The sequence below is a fragment of the Streptomyces luteosporeus genome (genome assembly GCF_039532865.1).
GTDB lineage: Bacteria > Actinomycetota > Actinomycetes > Streptomycetales > Streptomycetaceae > Streptomyces > Streptomyces luteosporeus.
Window position 1 is genome coordinate 1 of the sequence record NZ_BAAASL010000029.1, and the last position, 14,664, is coordinate 14,664.

A 14,664-nucleotide genomic window follows, 5' to 3' on the forward strand; every position below is an offset into this window, starting at 1 on the left:
GGCCGGAGGCGGTCACGTCCAGGCCGGTGACGGACCCGCCCGAGGACTCCACGGCCGTGGTCAGCTCGCTGACCGCGGTCCCGCTCGCGGGAACCTCCAGCCGGACCGTCATCGAGTACGAGACGCTGGGCGCCGTTGCCATGGGGGTACTACTTCCTTGCTTCGGTGGTGATCGGTGTGATCGGCGGAACGGATCGGTGGAACGGAAAAGGCGTGTCAGGCCGACGTGGCTGCGGCCCGGTCGTGCGGGCGGGCCAGGTTGTCCGGGTGGAGGATCTCCTGGAGCCGCTCCGGGGTGAGCAGGCCCTTGGCCAGCACCAGGTCGTACACGGACGCGCCGGTGGTCAGCGCCTCCTGGGCGACGGCGGTGGCCTGTTCGTAGCCGATGTGCGGGTTGAGCGCGGTGGCCAGGCCGATGGACTGGCCCACGAGCTGCGCCAGGTGCTCGCGGTTGGCGGTGATGCCGCTGACGCAGCGCTCGGCCAGCGTCAGGCAGCCGGCCCGCAGGTGCGCCAGGCTCTTGAGGAGGCTGTGGGCGATGACCGGCTCGAACGCGTTGAGCTGGAGCTGGCCGGACTCGGCGGCCATGGTCACCGTCACGTCGTTGCCGACGACCTCGAAGGCGATCTGGTTGACCACCTCGGGGATCACCGGGTTGACCTTGCCCGGCATGATGCTGGAGCCGGCCTGCACCGGCGGCAGGTTGATCTCGGCCAGGCCGGCGCGCGGGCCGCACGAGAGCAGCCGCAGGTCGTTGCAGGTCTTGGAGAGCTTGACGGCGATCCGCTTGAGGACACCGGAGAGCTGGACGAAGGCGCCCATGTCCTGGGTGGCCTCGACGAGGTCGCCGGCCACGCTCAGCGGCAGACCGGTCAGCGCGCCCAGGTGGCCGCAGGCCGCCTCGGCGTAGCGGGGGTGGGCGTTGAGGCCGGTGCCGATCGCGGTGCCGCCGAGGTTGATCTCGCCGAGCAGCGCGCACGCCTCGCGCAGGCGCTCCCGGTCCTCCGCCAGCATCACGGCGTACGCCGCGAACTCCTGGCCGAGCGTCATCGGCACCGCGTCCTGCAGCTGCGTGCGGCCCATCTTCAGCACGTCGCGGAACTCGCCGGCCTTCGCCGCGAAGGCCGTGCGCAGCACCTCCATGGCCTCCAGCAGCCGGGCGGCGGACAGCTGCAGGGCGATGCGGACGGCCGTGGGGTAGACGTCGTTGGTGCTCTGCCCGGCGTTGACGTCCTCCAGCGGGTGGAGGTGGCGGTACTCGCCCTTGGCGTGGCCGAGGAGCTCCAGCGCCCGGTTGGCGACGACCTCGTTGGCGTTCATGTTGGTGGAGGTGCCGGCCCCGCCCTGGACGACGTCCACGACGAACTGGTCGTGCAGCTTTCCGGCGCGGATCTCCTCGCAGGCCGCCACGACGGCGTCCGCCTTGCGCGCCTCCAGCAGGCCCAGGTCGCGGTTGGCCATGGCGGCGGCCTGCTTGACGCAGGCGAGGGCGACGACGAGGTCGGGGTGGGCGGAGATCGGCGTACCGGTGATGGGGAAGTTCTCCACGGCCCGCAGCGTGTGCACGCCGTAGTACGCGGCTGCGGGGACGTCCCGGTCGCCCAGGAGGTCGTGCTCGGTGCGCACCTGCGCGGGGTCGTGCGTGGGGACGGTGGCGGGTGCGGGCATGACGGATCCGATCACGTGCGTGGAAAGAAGCGTGGAGGGAGAAACGTGGGGGAGAAGGGGGGAGGGGGCGGTCAGGCCGCGACGCCCGCCGGAGCGGCGGCGGTGGCGCCGAGCACATGGCGCAGCGCACGGGTGCGCTCGGCCGGGTCGGTCGAGGACAGGACGGCGCCGAGCACGGCGATCCGCGCCTGTCCGGCGCGCAGGGTGCCGGTGAGGACCGCACCGCCGGCGACGAGGTCCACCGCGCCGCCGTGGGTGTAGATCTCCGCGACCGGGCCGGTGGGCACCCGCGTGGTGAGGGCGACCAGGACGCCCCGGGCGACGGCCGCCTCGACGGCGGCGCAGACCTCGGGGGTGGCGTTGCCCGCGCCCGTCGCCATCAGGACGACGCCCTGGGCGCCGGCCCCGACGGCGGCGTTGAGCAGCAGCGGGTCCCCGTCGCAGTGGTGCATGACGACGTCCACCCGGGGCGACGCCTGCGTGGCCGGGGGCAGGGGGAGCGGCGCCGGGCGCTGCGGCCGCCGGTGGACGACGACGCCGCCGTCGCGGACGTCGCCGACGCGGCTGCCGGAGGGGTCGGCGAAGGCGTCGGCGGCTATCGTCTGGACCTTGATCGTGCCGCGCGCGGCGTGCACCTTGCCGTCGAAGACGACCAGGACGCCGAGGTCGCGCACGGTGGCCGCGGTCAGCAGTGCGTCGTGCAGGTTGCGCGGGCCGTCGCCGTCCGTTGCCCCGAGCGGGAGCTGGGCGCCGGTGAGGACGACCGGGCGGGGGTCGTCGTGGTACAGGTCGAGCAGGAAGGCGGACTCCTCCAGGGTGTCCGTGCCGTGCGTGACGACGATGCCGTCGACGCCGGGGTCGGCCAGCACCTCGTGCACGGTGCGCAGCAGCGTCAGCTGGTGCGCGGTGGTGAGCCGGGCGCTGTTGACGCTCATCAGGTCGACGACCCGCACGGTCACGCCCTCCGGCACTGCGGCCGTGGCCAGGACGTCCCCGCCGGCGGCGTCGGCGGCGTAGCCGGAGCCCTTCCAGCGGCTGGCGATCGTCCCGCCGGTGCTGATGACGACGACCTGTCCCACGTGCTGCTCCTCTTGCGCTTCCTGCTGATGATCGCGGCCGGTGACACCGCGCAGGTGCATCTCGCACGTCAGTTCGCGGTCGGCGGGCCGAGGGCAACCATAAAACGAAACGCGCGCAATCGGATCGCCAAGTCGGCCGCGTTCCGGCGGTAACCGTGGTGGATAATTGCGCGATGGACCAGATCGACAGAAACATCTTGCGCGAGCTCCAGAACGACGGCCGGCTGACGATCCAGGAGCTCGCCCAGCGGGTCGGGCTCACGTCCTCCCCGTGCATGCGCCGCGTCCGGCAGCTGGAGCAGGACGGGGTGATCCAGGGCTACCGGGCGGTGATCGACCCCGAGGCCGTCGGACGGGGCTTCGAGGTCCTCGTCTCCGTCGAGGTCCGGCGCGACCGGGAGGCCGTCGAGGCCTTCGAGGCGGCGCTGCAGGACATCCCCGACGTCATCGAGGCCTACCGGCTGTTCGGCAGCCCCGGCTGCCTGCTGCGCATCGCCGTCGCCGACCTCGCCGCCTACGAGCGGCTGTGGATCGAGCGCCTGACCACGCTGTCCGGCGTGACCGAGGTGAACTCGCAGATCATCATGAAGCGGGTCAAGGAGGCGCGGGGGCTGCCCGTCGACGACCGCTGATGCCCGGCGCGGCCCTCGCTCACAGCGCGGGGGCCAGGGCGAGGATGGCCACGTCGTCGTGGAACGCCCGCGAGTGGCACGGCAGGTCGCCGTCGAGGAAGTCGACGACCTCGACGGGGGTGGGGGCGGGGCGCGCGCCGAAGCGCTGCCGCAGCCGGTCCAGGAGCGGGTAGAAGCCGCCGTTGTCGTCGCGGGCCTCGACGAGGCCGTCCGTGCACAGCAGCAGGACGTCGCCCGGGGCGAAGGGGTGCCGGTAGGCCAGGGGGCGCTCGCCGGTCAGCGCGCCCAGTCCCAGCGGCAGTGACGGCGGTCCGGTCAGCGCCTGCACCTCGCCGGCGGAGATCAGCACCGGCTCGATGTGCCCCTGGTTGACGATGGTCACCTGCCGGGCGCCGGAGTCGTACTCGACGAGCGTGGCCGTGACGAACAGCTCCGCGTCCTGCAGGGCCCCGGCCTCGTGCGCGATGCGCCGCTCCATGCCGGCCGCGATCTCCACCAGGTCCCCCGGCTCGGAGGCGGCCTGCCGGAAGGCCCCCAGGACGTCGGCGACGGTGCGCACCGCCTGCAGGCCCTTGCCGCGGACGTCGCCGATGACGGCCCGTACGCCCGCCGGGGCGGCGTGGAGGTCGAACAGGTCACCGCCGACCATCGTCCCCGACTCCGCCGGCCGGTACAGGCCCGCGGCCAGGACGCCGTTCACCCGGGCCGGCACCGGCCGCAGCAGCGTGCGCATCAGCGCCTCCGCCACCGAATTGACGTGCACCAGGTGGGCCTCCTGCCGCCGCCGGTACCCCGCCAGGGCCACCGCCAGGACGCCCACGAGCCCGGTGCACAGGTACGCGGCGACGTAGTGCCGCTCCCACAGGTCGTGGGAGCTGCGGCCCGCGCAGCACGGCGTACCGGCCAGCAGCCCCAGGAAGGTGACGGCGACGCAGGTGGCGACGGCGACGCCGACCGGGCCGAGGGCGAAGGCGGCGACCGCGGGAAGCGCGATGAGCACGAAGCTCACCGGCCACTGCACCGGGGTCAGCGGCTCCAGCGCCAGGACGGCGGCGACGTAGGCCACCGGCAGCCAGCGCATCCAGCGGGGCGGGGCGGGGGCCCGGTCGCCGGCGTCGCTCAGCCGCACCGCCTTGCCGCGGTGCGCGGCCGCCCCGGTGCCGCGGCGGTGCTGCCGGCTCACCCATCACTCCCCAGCGACGTGGTCAGGACGCATCAGCCTGCCGTGGTGCGCGGCCGCGCGCCCCCATTGCTCCATCGGCGGCATGTCCTGGGGAGATCTGGGGGATTCAGGACCGCTGAGGGTGGGTAGGGGCGATTTTCAAGGCCAAGTAGTCGTTTTGCCTTGTAAAGGTCGGATGTGATGGTCTATCGGTCGATCATCTTTCGACCAGAGAAAGGGTCCCCAGGGATGCCCCTCGCGCTGCTGCGCCGTTTCCGGAACTCCCCGCGGCATTCAGGTGCCCCGCTCCCCGACGGGGCGGGCGCGCTCGACTGCCTTGTCCTGGACCCGGTGCAGCTGCCGATGCACCGCGCGGAGATATCCGTCCGGGACGCGTCCGGCCGCGAGGTCGTCCACGGGCAGACCGACCCGCACGGCCGGTTCGCCGCGACCGTCCCGCCCGGCGAGTACGGCCTGACCGTGACGGCCGAGGGCTTCCAGCCGGTGCGCCGGACGGTGGCCTGCACGGAGCAGACGCGCACCGCCCTCGACCCGATCGGCATGGAGACCGCGCCGACGCCCGCGATGCCGGCACCGGGGCCCTGGCGCATCGACCCCGACCACACGGCGGTGCGCTTCATCGCCCGGCACATCGGCCTCGCCGAGATCCACGGGCGGTTCAACCGCTTCCAGGGCACCTTGTGGGTCGGCGAGCGCATGGAGCACTCGCACCTCGACGTACTGATCGACACCGCGAGCATCGACACGGGCGTCGCCCTGCGCGACGACCACCTGCGCTCGGCGGACTTCCTGAACGTCGCCGCCTACCCCCACATGCGCTTCACCAGCGACCGCTTCGTGCACAAAGGGGGCTCGCGCTGGAGCGTGGAGGGGGTGCTGAACCTGCACGGCGTCAGCAGGAGCGTCTCCCTGGACACCCGCTACCTCGGCATCGGCACCGGCATCGCCGGCGAGACCCGGGCCGCCTGCTCGGCCGGCACCGAGCTGCACCGCGAGGACTTCACCCTCAACTGGCGGTCCATGCTGCAGCGCGGCATCGTCATGATCGGTACCACCATCAGGGTCGAACTGGACATCCAGGCGGTGCCGGAGCGGGGCGAATGACGGCGTAGCCCTGCCGGGGCGAGACAGGTATCGAGGACGTTCCGCAGAAGACGAACTCCGCCAGCGGCAGCGCCCGGTGGTAGAAGTTCAGCGACGACGCAACGCCGAAGACATCGGCCGACGCCACGAAGAAGGGGAGTTCGGCGACCAGATATCCCATGGCCCGCTCGATGCGCTCCCGGGTGAACGGCCCGTCGTACCCCCGGGCCGCCAGGACGTCCTTGCTCATCTGCGCGCACGTCTCCCACAGGGCGCCGTCCTCGCCCAGCGCCCGCTCGCATTGCGCGAGTTTCTCGCGATAGACGTCGTTCGACACCAGATCCGACATCCGGTGCAGGCCGTCGGCCGCCCGCGGTCCGCCACTGCTCTTCCAGGCCCGCACCACCCGGTTGTGCAGGACATTGATCTCGGCACGCGCCTTTTTCGCCGCACGGCGGGCGTCATAGCCCAGGGCCGCGTACGTGTGCTCCAGCGCCGCATCCGGAATGACCACGTCGACGCGGGCGAATTCGGTGCACAACCAGCCGAGCAGCTCGGTCAGCCGCGTCACGTGGAAATAGCTGTTCCCGGGACTGACCCCGAACACCACGTGCTGCCGCCGCTCCCAGACCGCGCGGCAGGACGGCGTGAACGGCTCGACGACGAAGGGCCCCCGCCGGAACGCCGGGGTTTCGCGCCGGCCGACCGCGCCCTTCTGCGCCGCCGTCACGTCCACCGCCCCGTTCCCGGGTGCTCGGCGCCGGAAAGGAAGCGCCGGCGGAGCTCCTCCCGGATGATCTTTCCGGTTCCGGTGCGGGGCATGTCCGGGAAACCGATGACGACCGGCTCGGCGAATGCGGGCAGCCCGCGCACCGCCCTCGCCCATCGCTCCTCGTCCAGTCGGCCGTCGGGCGTGGCGACCACGGGGACCGGCGGCCCGTCGGGCACCGGCAGCAGGGCCACGTCGTGTCCCACGGGCAGGCGGTCGACGAGCACGTCCTCCTGCTCCAGCCAGCTCACGCCCGGGGTGTGGTTCACCTCGCGGTCCAGGAGCTTCAGGCTGCCGCTGCGGGTCTTGATGCCGATGTCGCCGGTGTTCCACCACTCGCCCACGACCTTCTCGCTCCACCGCTCCGGCTCCCGGTAGTAGCCGATGCACCGCGCCTTGGTGCGGGCGAGCACCAGGCCCGGCCGGCCGTTCGGCACCGGCTCGAAGGTCTGTGGATCCACCACCTTGAGCTGCACGAATCCCGGCATCGGCCGCCCCACCGTGCGGGGGCCCGCCTGCTCCTCCCGCCGCTTGTTCGCCGTGCGGCGCGTGATGAAGGTCATGCCCAGCCCGCCGGTCTCGGACTGCCCGTAGCCCTCGCGCCACAGCGGGAACGGGTGCCGGGAGGCGTTGAGGAAGGTGCGGATCGTCGACCAGCGCACCGCGTCGAAGTTGCCCACGAACATGCGCACCGAGGAGAAGACGTTGTGCTCGCGCTCCTCGGCGAGCTTCTCCAGCCGGGCGAAGTCGATCGGCAGCCCCTCGATCACGGTGGGCCGGTGCTGCCGGAACAGCGGGCCGACGACCTGCGGATCGCTGTCGGCCACCAGCAGGACCTTGCCGGGGGAGAGGGTCAGGACCGAATAGATCCAGGTGAAGGCCCGGGCGTGCACGTACGGCGTGGACATCGCCACCGTGTCGCCGCGCCGGAAGGTGATCGGCGGCAGATGGCGGCACTCCAACCGGGCCATCTGCCCCTGGAGTTTGGCCGGGGTGTACATGATGAGCTTCGGAATGCCCGTGGTGCCCGAGGTGTGGGTGAGCATCATCAGTTCGTCGTCGCGCCGTGGCGCGGGCACCGGATCGCTGCTTCCGTAGAGGTCGGCGAAGTCCAGTGCGCCCGGTAAGCCGCCGTCGAGGCACAAGGTCCGCTCGGCGAACGCGGACAGCGCGTTCACGTCGCTCCCCTTGCCCGTCAGGAGCCGCCGGCTGCTCACCAGCAGCTTCGGCTCGACACGCTGCAGCAGGGGACGCACCGAGTCGTGGGGCAGCAGGCCCGACAGCATCACGGGGACCGCGCCGATCCTGATTCCGGCGGCGGCCAGCAACAGGCAGTCGAAATGGTTGTCCTTGTACACCGCGAACCGATCGCCGGGACCGATTCCCGCCGCGTGCAACGCACCGGCGGCATTCCGCACGTATTGGGCGATTTCCTCGACGTCGAGGAGGGTCCGGCCCGCCGGATCGATATCGAGGGGGCGGCTCAGCCGGAAAATCATCGGCTTGCCGACTTCCGCCCTGCGGTCGAAGAGGAGCCCCACACCGGACTTCCACAGCCGGACGTTGCGCATCGATCCCCCCAAGTGCCGGTGGCCTGACGAGCGGTCACGATGATCGGGGGTGACCCTAGAGTCGGCTCAAACCGTGCGTCAAGACACCGGGATGCATTCCACGGAATCCGTCATCTCCGCAACGCTTTCCCGTTACCGCGCGCCGCCGCCCGTCCAGATCCGGCGGTAGGCCGTGCGGTAGCCGGGCGGGTCCCACGTCGTGGCGCCGCCGGTGTTGGCGGCGGTGGCGACGTGTGCGGGGGTGACGTATCCGCTGGCGGGCGCGCCCGCGAAGGCGCGGTTGAATTCGTCGACGATCTGCCAGCCCTGCGCGGCGAGCGGCTCGGGCACGGTCGCCGTCTGGAACGCGCCCTCGTTGATGCGCTCGAACGCGGACGGGTCGCCGTCGCCCGCGCCGATGTTGAAGGGGGCGCCGGTTCCCTTCCTGCGAGCGGCCCGCAGGGCCGGGGCGGCATCGGCGAAGTACACGTCGTTGATGGCCACCGAGTGCGTCCAGCGCGCGCCGTAGCGGGACAGCAGCGAGGAGACGGCCTGCGGGGTGCGGCTGCCGGTGTCCGGCAGCGGGATGTTCTCCTCGGCCAGCAGCCGCACCCCCGGGCAGGTGGCGAGCTCGGCCCTGATCAGCTGCGACTTGTGCCGGGCGAAGGGGATCGAGGCGTCGGTGAACAGCACCGCTCCTCCTCTGCCCCGGGAGTGCGTGATCACCCAGTCGGCGCTGGTGCGCGCGACGTCCTCGACGCGCGTCGTGACGTTGGAGAACAGCGGCGGATCCGCGCTGGGGCCCGGGGCGTCGACCGCGTGCCAGCCGACGAGCACGATGTGCCGGGCGGTGGCCGCGGCGACCTGACGGGAGGTCAGGCGAGGGTCGAAGCCGCCGACGACGATGCCGGCGGGCCGCAGCGTCACCGCCTCGCCGAACGCCGCCTGGATGCCGGCGGGGGTGCCCTGGCCGTCGAGCACCCGCACGCTCCAGCCGGCGGCGCGCGCGGCGTCCCGTACGCCCCGGGCCGTGCCCGCGACGCCGGGGTTGGTCATGCTCTGCGCCACGTACACCACCTCCTTGCCGCGGGCCGCCCGCGGGCCGGCCACCGGGCCGGTCCACCGGGCGTCGGTCCGCTCGGCCCGGCGGACGGCCTCGGTCGCGCGCGCCAGAGCCGTGGGGCAGCCGGCCGCCGTCGGCCGTACGGGGGAGGGCGCGGGCCCCGTCGAGACGTCCCGTTCGCAGCCGGTGAGGGGCGCGGCCGTCATCGCGAGGAGCAACGTCGCCCCCAGGGCGGTCCTGCGTCGTCGGAGCACGGGCACTCCTCGCGCGCCTTCAGGCCGTCCGCCGCCGGCGCACCTGCCGGCGGGCGGCCCAGCCGGCCAGGCCGACGGCGATGAGCAAGGTGGCGCCGTTGAACAGCGGGGTCACCCAGAACTGGGCGCCGAGCTGCTCGATGCCGGCCAGCCCGACCGCGAGGACGCTCACGGCGACCAGGGTGCCCGGGGCGTTGGCCCGGCCCGGCCGGATCGCGGTGGAGCCCAGCAGCGCCCCGACGAACGCCGGCAGCAGGTAGTCCAGGCCCACGCTCGGGTTGCCGGTCTGCTGCTCGGCGGCCAGCAGCACACCGGCGACGCCGGTCACCAGCCCCGAGCCGGCGAAGGCACAGGTGATGCAGCGCCGGACGGGGACGCCGAGCAGGTCGGCGGCGCGGCGGTTGGAGCCGATGACGTACAGGTACCGGCCGAGGGGGAGCCGCTCCAGCAGCACCCACAGCAGCACCGTCAGGGCCAGGACGTAGAAGGCGGCGACCGGCAGCCCGAGGAGGTACGAGTCGTACAGCGCGGTGAAGGCGGGCGGCAGCCCGTGCGGGCCGGGCACGATCCGGGCCCCGCCGGTGAGGGCCCCGGTGAAGGCGTACATGATGCTGCCGGTGCCGAGGGTGGCGATGAACGAGTCGATCCTGGCGAACTCGACGACCAGGCCGTTGACGACCCCGGCGGCCGCCCCGCCGAGCACCACCACCAGGCAGGCGAGCGGCCAGGGCCACCCCTCGGCGACGATCAGCTGCATCGTCAGGACGTGGGCCAGGCCCAGGCCGTAACCGATCGACAGGTCGAACCGGCCGGCCGCGATCGGCAGCGTCGCGCCGAGCGCGAGCAGGGCGGGAATCGACTGGTTGGACAGTACGGCGGAGACGTTGTCGAGCGTGGGGAACGTCCGCGGCAGCGCGAGGGAGAAGGCCGCGAAGAGCACGACGGTCAGTGCCAGCAGCCCGTAGGCGCCCACCAGGTGCCCGACCCGGTGTCCCACCAGGTGCCGCAGCCGGGCGCTCACCCGTGCGCCCCGGTCACGGCGGGCATGGCCGAGGCGGCGCGCGTCAGGGCGGTGGCGGTCAGCTCACGGCCGGCCGGGCGGGCCGCGACGGATCCGCGCACGAAGACCAGTGCCCGGTGGCACACGTCGGCGATCTCCTCGAAGTCGGTGGAGACCAGCAGGACGGCGAGCCCGCCCGCGAGCGCCTCCCCGAGCAGGCGGTGGACCGCGGCCCGCGCGCCGACGTCGATCCCCGCGGTCGGCTCCTCCAGGACCAGCAGCCGCAGGTGCTGCGGCAGCCACCGGCCGAGGACGACTTTTTGCTGGTTGCCCCCGGAGAGCGCGGCGATCGGCGCCTCGGTGTCGGGCGGGCGTACCCCGAGCCGTGCGACCAGCGCCGCGGCCCTCGCCCGTTCGGCCGCGGTGCCGATCCAGTGCGCGCCCCGCCGGCCGCCGGCGGGCGGCCCGGCCAGCAGGTTCTCCCGTACGGTCAGCTCGGCGGCGCACCCCTCCTCCAGGCGGTTGCCGGTCACCAGGCCCACGCCGGCGCCGACCGCGGCCGCCACCGAGCCCGGCCGGTACGGCCGCCCGGCGAGCAGGACGCGCCCGCCGAGCAGCGGACCGCAGCCGGCCAGGGCGCGGCCCACCGCCGCATGCCCGGACCCGGTCAGGCCCGCCAGGCCCACGACCTCGCCGGGACGCACCGTGAGCTCCAAGGGCCCGGTCCGCGCGGTGCGCACGCCGTCCAGGGTCAGCACGGGCGGGCCCGGGGGCGGGGTCGCGAAACGGTGCCGGCCGCCGGGGTCGTGGCCGACGATGTCGTGCACCAGGCGGGCGGGGTCGTGGCCGGCGACCGGCCCCCGGCTGACCAGGCGCCCGTCGCGCAGCACGGCGAAGGTGTCGGCGACCTCGTACACCTCGTCCAGCCGGTGGGTGACGAAGACGACTGCCCGGCCGCGGTCGCGCAGGGCGCGCAGGACGGCGAAGAGACGGGCGCAGTCCGCCGCGGGCAGGCTCGCTGTCGGTTCGTCCAGGACGAGCACCGGGGCCCGGGTGGCCAGGGCCCGGGCGATGGCCACCAGCGAGCGCTCGGCCCGCGGCAGGCCGGCGACGACGGCGTCCGGGTCCAGGTGGGCGGCGACGAGGTCCAGGGCCTCGGCGCACCGGGCGCGGGTGCCGGGCCAGGAGATCAGGCCCGCGCGGCGGGCGTAGCCGGTGCCCAGGGCGATGTTCTCGGCGACCGTCATCCACGCGACGAGCCCGAGGTCCTGGTGGATGAAGGACGTCGCGCGCGAGGCCGCCTCCGTGCCGAGCGGGTGCCCGGCGACGGTCACCTCGCCCGCGTCCGCGCGGTGCACGCCCGCGAGCACCTTGATGAGCGTGGACTTGCCCGCGCCGTTGGGGCCGAGCAGGGCCAGGACGCTGCCGGGGCGGATGTCGAGGTCGACCCCGTCCAGCGCGAGGGTGCCGCCGAACCGCTTGCCGAGGCCGCGGATGCGCACGAGGGGCTCCGGGGGCCGCATGCCCGTCATGCTACGACCCCTTTCGCCCGTGATGCCGGATGGAGCGTCAGATAGCCGGTATGTCGTCGAAGGAGGCGAGCGCGAGGTGGGCGTCCAGGTCCTTGCCGGCGGCCATCTCCAGCGGGCACTCCGCCCAGATGACCTTGCCGCCCGGGGTGTAGCGGGTGCCCCAGGACTGCGAGAGCTGGGCGACCAGGAACAGCCCGCGGCCGCCCTCGTCGGTGCTCGCCGCGTGCCGCAGGTGCGGGGCGGTGCTGCTGCCGTCGGAGACCTCGCAGGTCAGGGTGCGGTCGTACAGCAGGCGCACCTGGATGGGGGTGCTGCCGTAGCGGATGGCGTTGGTGGCCAGCTCGCTCAGCAGCAGTTCGGTGGAGAAGGCCAGCTCCTCCAGCCCCCACGCGGTGAGCCGGGCGGTGACGGCGGAGCGCACCGAGGAGACCAGCGCCGGATCGGCGGGCAGGTCCCACACGGCGATCCGGTCCGGGTCCAGGACGTGGGTACGGGCGACCAGCAGCGCGATGTCGTCCGCGGGATGCTCGGGGACCACCGCCTCCACGACGGCCCGGCACGTCTCCTCGGGCGGCCTGCTGGGGTGGGACAGGGCCCGGCGCAGCAGTTCCAGGACGGCATCGAAGTCGCGCTCGCGGTCCTCGATGAGCCCGTCCGTGTACAGCACCAGCTGGCTGCCCTCGGGCAGGTGGAACGTGGCGGTCTCGAAGGGCAGGCCGCCCAGCCCCAGCGGCGGGCCGGCGGGCAGGTCGGGGAAGGTCACGGTGCCGTCGGGGTGCACCAGTGCGGGCGGGCAGTGCCCGGCCCGGGCCATGACGCACTCCTGCGAGGTGGGGTCGTAGACCGCGTACAGGCAGGTCGCGCCGATGATGCCGGTCAGGCCCGCGCCCGGATCCCCGCACTCCTCCCGGTCCAGGCGCCCGACGAGGTTGTCGAGGTGGGTGAGGACCTCGTCCGGGGGCATGTCCAGCTCGGCGAAGTTGCGGGCGGCGGTGCGCAGCCGGCCCATGGTGGCCGCGGCGTGCAGGCCGTGGCCGACGACGTCCCCGACCACGAGGGCCACGCGCGTGCCGGACAGCGGGATGACGTCGAACCAGTCGCCGCCGACCCCGGACTCGGCCGGCATGTAGCGGTGCGCGACCTCGACCGCGTTCTGCTCGGGGAAGGTCTGCGGCAGCAGACTGCGCTGCAGGGCCAGCACCATCGCGTGCTCGCGCGTGTAGCGGCGCGCGTTGTCGATGCAGATCGCGGCCCGCGTGGCCAGCTCCTGCGCCAGCGCGCGGTCGTCGTCGCCGAAGGGGGCCGGATCGCGGGCGCGGTAGAAGCTCGCGATGCCCAGCACCATGCCCCGGGCCAGCAGCGGCACGGCGATCAGGGAGTGGACGTTGTGGGCGAGGATGCGCTGGGCCTTCGTACGGTCCTGGGCGACCCACCCGGGGGCGGCCCGCAGGTCGGGCTCCAGCACCGTGCGCCGGGTGGTCAGGCACTGCAACTGCGGTGTCGTCGGCTGCAGGTCGACGCGCCCGCCCGCCGGGTAGAAGGGGCAGTCGTCGCGGACGCCGTGCACCACCGTGCGGTACAGGTCCCTGGCGGGATCGGCCGGCTCGTCGCCGCGCAGCACCGCCTCCGGCAGGTCGACGGTGACGAAGTCCGCCAGGCGCGGGACGGCCGCCTCGGCCAGCTCCTGCGCGGTGCGCGTGACGTCCAAGGTGGTGCCGATGCGGGTGCTGGCCTCGGCAAGCAGCTCCAGGCGGCGCCGGGCCGCCACCGCGTACGTCCCCACCCCCGGCTCGCCGACCATGACCAGCTCGCCCGCCTCCTCCCGCGCCGCCGGCCGGGAGGGCGGCCCGGCGACGGGGACGCTCTCGGCCAGGGCCTGCCGGCCCAGCAGCCGGGCGGGCCCGCCGGCCACCGGCGCCCCCGGCTCCGGGACGACGGCGAGACGCTCGTGCCGGGCGGGCAGGACCGCCTCCACGGCCAGGCCCTCCACACCGGAGGGGCTGGTCACCGGGCGGCTGAGCAGGGTCACCCGCCGCCCGCCGGGCAGGGACACCGCCAGCGCGGCCCGCTGGCCCGAGGAGATCAGTTCGGCGGCCTTCTCCTTGAGGATCATCTGGTCGCGCCAGTCCAGTCCGCTCGCCGCCAGCTCGCCCAGGCGCGCGTCGCCGTCCGGCAGCAGGCGCCTGGCGTCGAAGTAGGCCTGCAGCAGGGCCCGTTCGCGCCCCGTGCTCTGTTCGAGCAGTCGCTGTTCGATGGCGCCGGCCGCCCTGCGGATGACGGTGTCCAGCCCGCCGTCCACGTCCGCGTACGGGTAGCCGAAGCACAGCACGCCCTCGATGCGCCCGCTGAGCAGGTCCCGCACGGGGATCGCGGAGCAGGCGTTGGACTGGGAGCGCTCGGCGAAGTGCTCGGCGCCGTAGACGTTGATCAGCCGGCGCTCGGCGAGGGCCAGGCCGATGCCGTTGGTCCCCGCGTACTTCTCCGCGAACACGAAACCCGGCACGCTCTGGATCGCCGGCAGGCTCCGGGCCAGGGAGGCCGTGCCGAAGCGGCGCTGCAGCACCGCGCCGCGCCCGTCGGCGAGGCAGATGTTCATGTTGCGGTCGGTGAAGCGGGCCTGCAGCCGGTCCATGACCGGCGCGGCCGCGCGGACCAGGCGACCGTCCAGGTCCAGGTCCTGCACGTACGGCAGCTCGCAGCCGTCCGGCGACAGCCCCAGCTGCCGGCTGCGCTCCCAGGAGCTGAGGATGGGGCCGCGCACGGCCTCCTCGACCGTCCCGCCGCGGAAGAACTTCTCACGGGCGAGCACCGGCCCGATGTCCTCCGCGACGAGGCCCATCCGGATCACTTC

At 73.7% G+C, this 14,664-nt stretch carries 12 protein-coding genes and 1 pseudogene; 3 read left to right on the plus strand and 10 right to left on the minus strand.

Annotation, left to right across the window (positions count from 1 at the left end):
* The 3 genes and pseudogenes from ABD361_RS28225 to ABD361_RS28235 form a co-directional block, all read right to left on the minus strand.
* Positions 1-142: pseudogene (locus ABD361_RS28225) on the minus strand (NAD-dependent malic enzyme); the annotation flags it as partial.
* Positions 143-216: 74 nt separating this feature from the next.
* Entirely contained in the window at positions 217-1,668 is a 1,452-nt protein-coding gene (aspA, locus tag ABD361_RS28230; protein WP_344439449.1) for an aspartate ammonia-lyase, read from the minus strand.
* Positions 1,669-1,739: 71 nt separating this feature from the next.
* Positions 1,740-2,747 carry an asparaginase gene (locus ABD361_RS28235; protein ID WP_344439451.1) on the minus strand — a complete coding sequence of 336 codons (1,008 nt, stop codon included), beginning with the start codon at positions 2,745-2,747 and terminating at the stop codon, positions 1,740-1,742.
* Between ABD361_RS28235 and ABD361_RS28240 the strand changes: the two genes are divergently transcribed.
* A complete protein-coding gene (locus ABD361_RS28240; protein ID WP_344439453.1) occupies positions 2,748-2,900 on the plus strand; it encodes a hypothetical protein in 153 nt (50 codons plus the stop codon). It begins immediately after the preceding gene.
* Positions 2,901-2,920: 20 nt separating this feature from the next.
* Positions 2,921-3,379 (plus strand): Lrp/AsnC family transcriptional regulator, encoded by a 459-nt coding sequence (locus ABD361_RS28245; RefSeq protein WP_344439455.1) that lies wholly within the window; start codon positions 2,921-2,923, stop codon positions 3,377-3,379.
* Between the two features lie 19 nt (positions 3,380-3,398).
* Here ABD361_RS28245 and ABD361_RS28250 read toward each other — a convergent pair whose 3' ends face one another.
* Positions 3,399-4,562 carry a PP2C family protein-serine/threonine phosphatase gene (locus ABD361_RS28250; RefSeq protein WP_344439457.1) on the minus strand — a complete coding sequence of 388 codons (1,164 nt, stop codon included), beginning with the start codon at positions 4,560-4,562 and terminating at the stop codon, positions 3,399-3,401.
* Between the two features lie 228 nt (positions 4,563-4,790).
* Between ABD361_RS28250 and ABD361_RS28255 the strand changes: the two genes are divergently transcribed.
* Positions 4,791-5,666, plus strand: a complete 876-nt coding sequence (locus ABD361_RS28255) for a YceI family protein (RefSeq protein WP_344439459.1) — start codon at positions 4,791-4,793, stop codon at positions 5,664-5,666.
* Here ABD361_RS28255 and ABD361_RS28260 read toward each other — a convergent pair.
* From ABD361_RS28260 to ABD361_RS28285, 6 genes are all read right to left on the minus strand, one after another.
* The gene (locus ABD361_RS28260) at positions 5,620-6,381 is read right to left on the minus strand and encodes a tRNA-dependent cyclodipeptide synthase (protein ID WP_344439461.1); all 762 of its coding nucleotides are present in this window, start codon (positions 6,379-6,381) and stop codon (positions 5,620-5,622) included. The two genes, ABD361_RS28255 and ABD361_RS28260, sit on opposite strands and share 47 nt — an antisense overlap.
* Positions 6,372-7,985: a class I adenylate-forming enzyme family protein gene (locus ABD361_RS28265; RefSeq protein WP_344439463.1), complete on the minus strand. Its 1,614-nt coding sequence runs from the start codon at positions 7,983-7,985 to the stop codon at positions 6,372-6,374. The genes ABD361_RS28260 and ABD361_RS28265 overlap by 10 nt, the downstream gene beginning before the upstream one ends.
* A gap of 132 nt (positions 7,986-8,117) precedes the next feature.
* On the minus strand, positions 8,118-9,233 hold the full coding sequence (locus tag ABD361_RS28270; protein WP_425583351.1) for a substrate-binding domain-containing protein: 1,116 nt from the start codon (positions 9,231-9,233) through the stop codon (positions 8,118-8,120).
* A gap of 67 nt (positions 9,234-9,300) precedes the next feature.
* Positions 9,301-10,302 carry an ABC transporter permease gene (locus tag ABD361_RS28275; RefSeq protein WP_344439467.1) on the minus strand — a complete coding sequence of 334 codons (1,002 nt, stop codon included), beginning with the start codon at positions 10,300-10,302 and terminating at the stop codon, positions 9,301-9,303.
* A complete protein-coding gene (locus ABD361_RS28280) occupies positions 10,299-11,804 on the minus strand; it encodes a sugar ABC transporter ATP-binding protein (RefSeq protein WP_344439469.1) in 1,506 nt (501 codons plus the stop codon). The genes ABD361_RS28275 and ABD361_RS28280 overlap by 4 nt, the downstream gene beginning before the upstream one ends.
* A 46-nt stretch (positions 11,805-11,850) precedes the next feature.
* Positions 11,851-14,652, minus strand: coding sequence for a SpoIIE family protein phosphatase (locus tag ABD361_RS28285; RefSeq protein ID WP_344439551.1), 2,802 nt, complete (start codon positions 14,650-14,652; stop codon positions 11,851-11,853).
* Positions 14,653-14,664: the final 12 nt, after the last annotated feature.

Coding starts and splice junctions, on each gene's coding strand:
- aspA (WP_344439449.1), bottom strand. CDS start 1,668: ATGCCCGCACCCGCCACCGTCCCCACGCACGACCCCGCGCAGGTGCGC.
- ABD361_RS28245 (WP_344439455.1), top strand. CDS start 2,921: ATGGACCAGATCGACAGAAACATCTTGCGCGAGCTCCAGAACGACGGC.
- ABD361_RS28255 (WP_344439459.1), top strand. CDS start 4,791: ATGCCCCTCGCGCTGCTGCGCCGTTTCCGGAACTCCCCGCGGCATTCA.
- ABD361_RS28265 (WP_344439463.1), bottom strand. CDS start 7,985: ATGCGCAACGTCCGGCTGTGGAAGTCCGGTGTGGGGCTCCTCTTCGAC.
- ABD361_RS28270 (WP_425583351.1), bottom strand. CDS start 9,233: ATGACGGCCGCGCCCCTCACCGGCTGCGAACGGGACGTCTCGACGGGG.
- ABD361_RS28280 (WP_344439469.1), bottom strand. CDS start 11,804: ATGCGGCCCCCGGAGCCCCTCGTGCGCATCCGCGGCCTCGGCAAGCGG.
- ABD361_RS28285 (WP_344439551.1), bottom strand. CDS start 14,652: ATGGGCCTCGTCGCGGAGGACATCGGGCCGGTGCTCGCCCGTGAGAAG.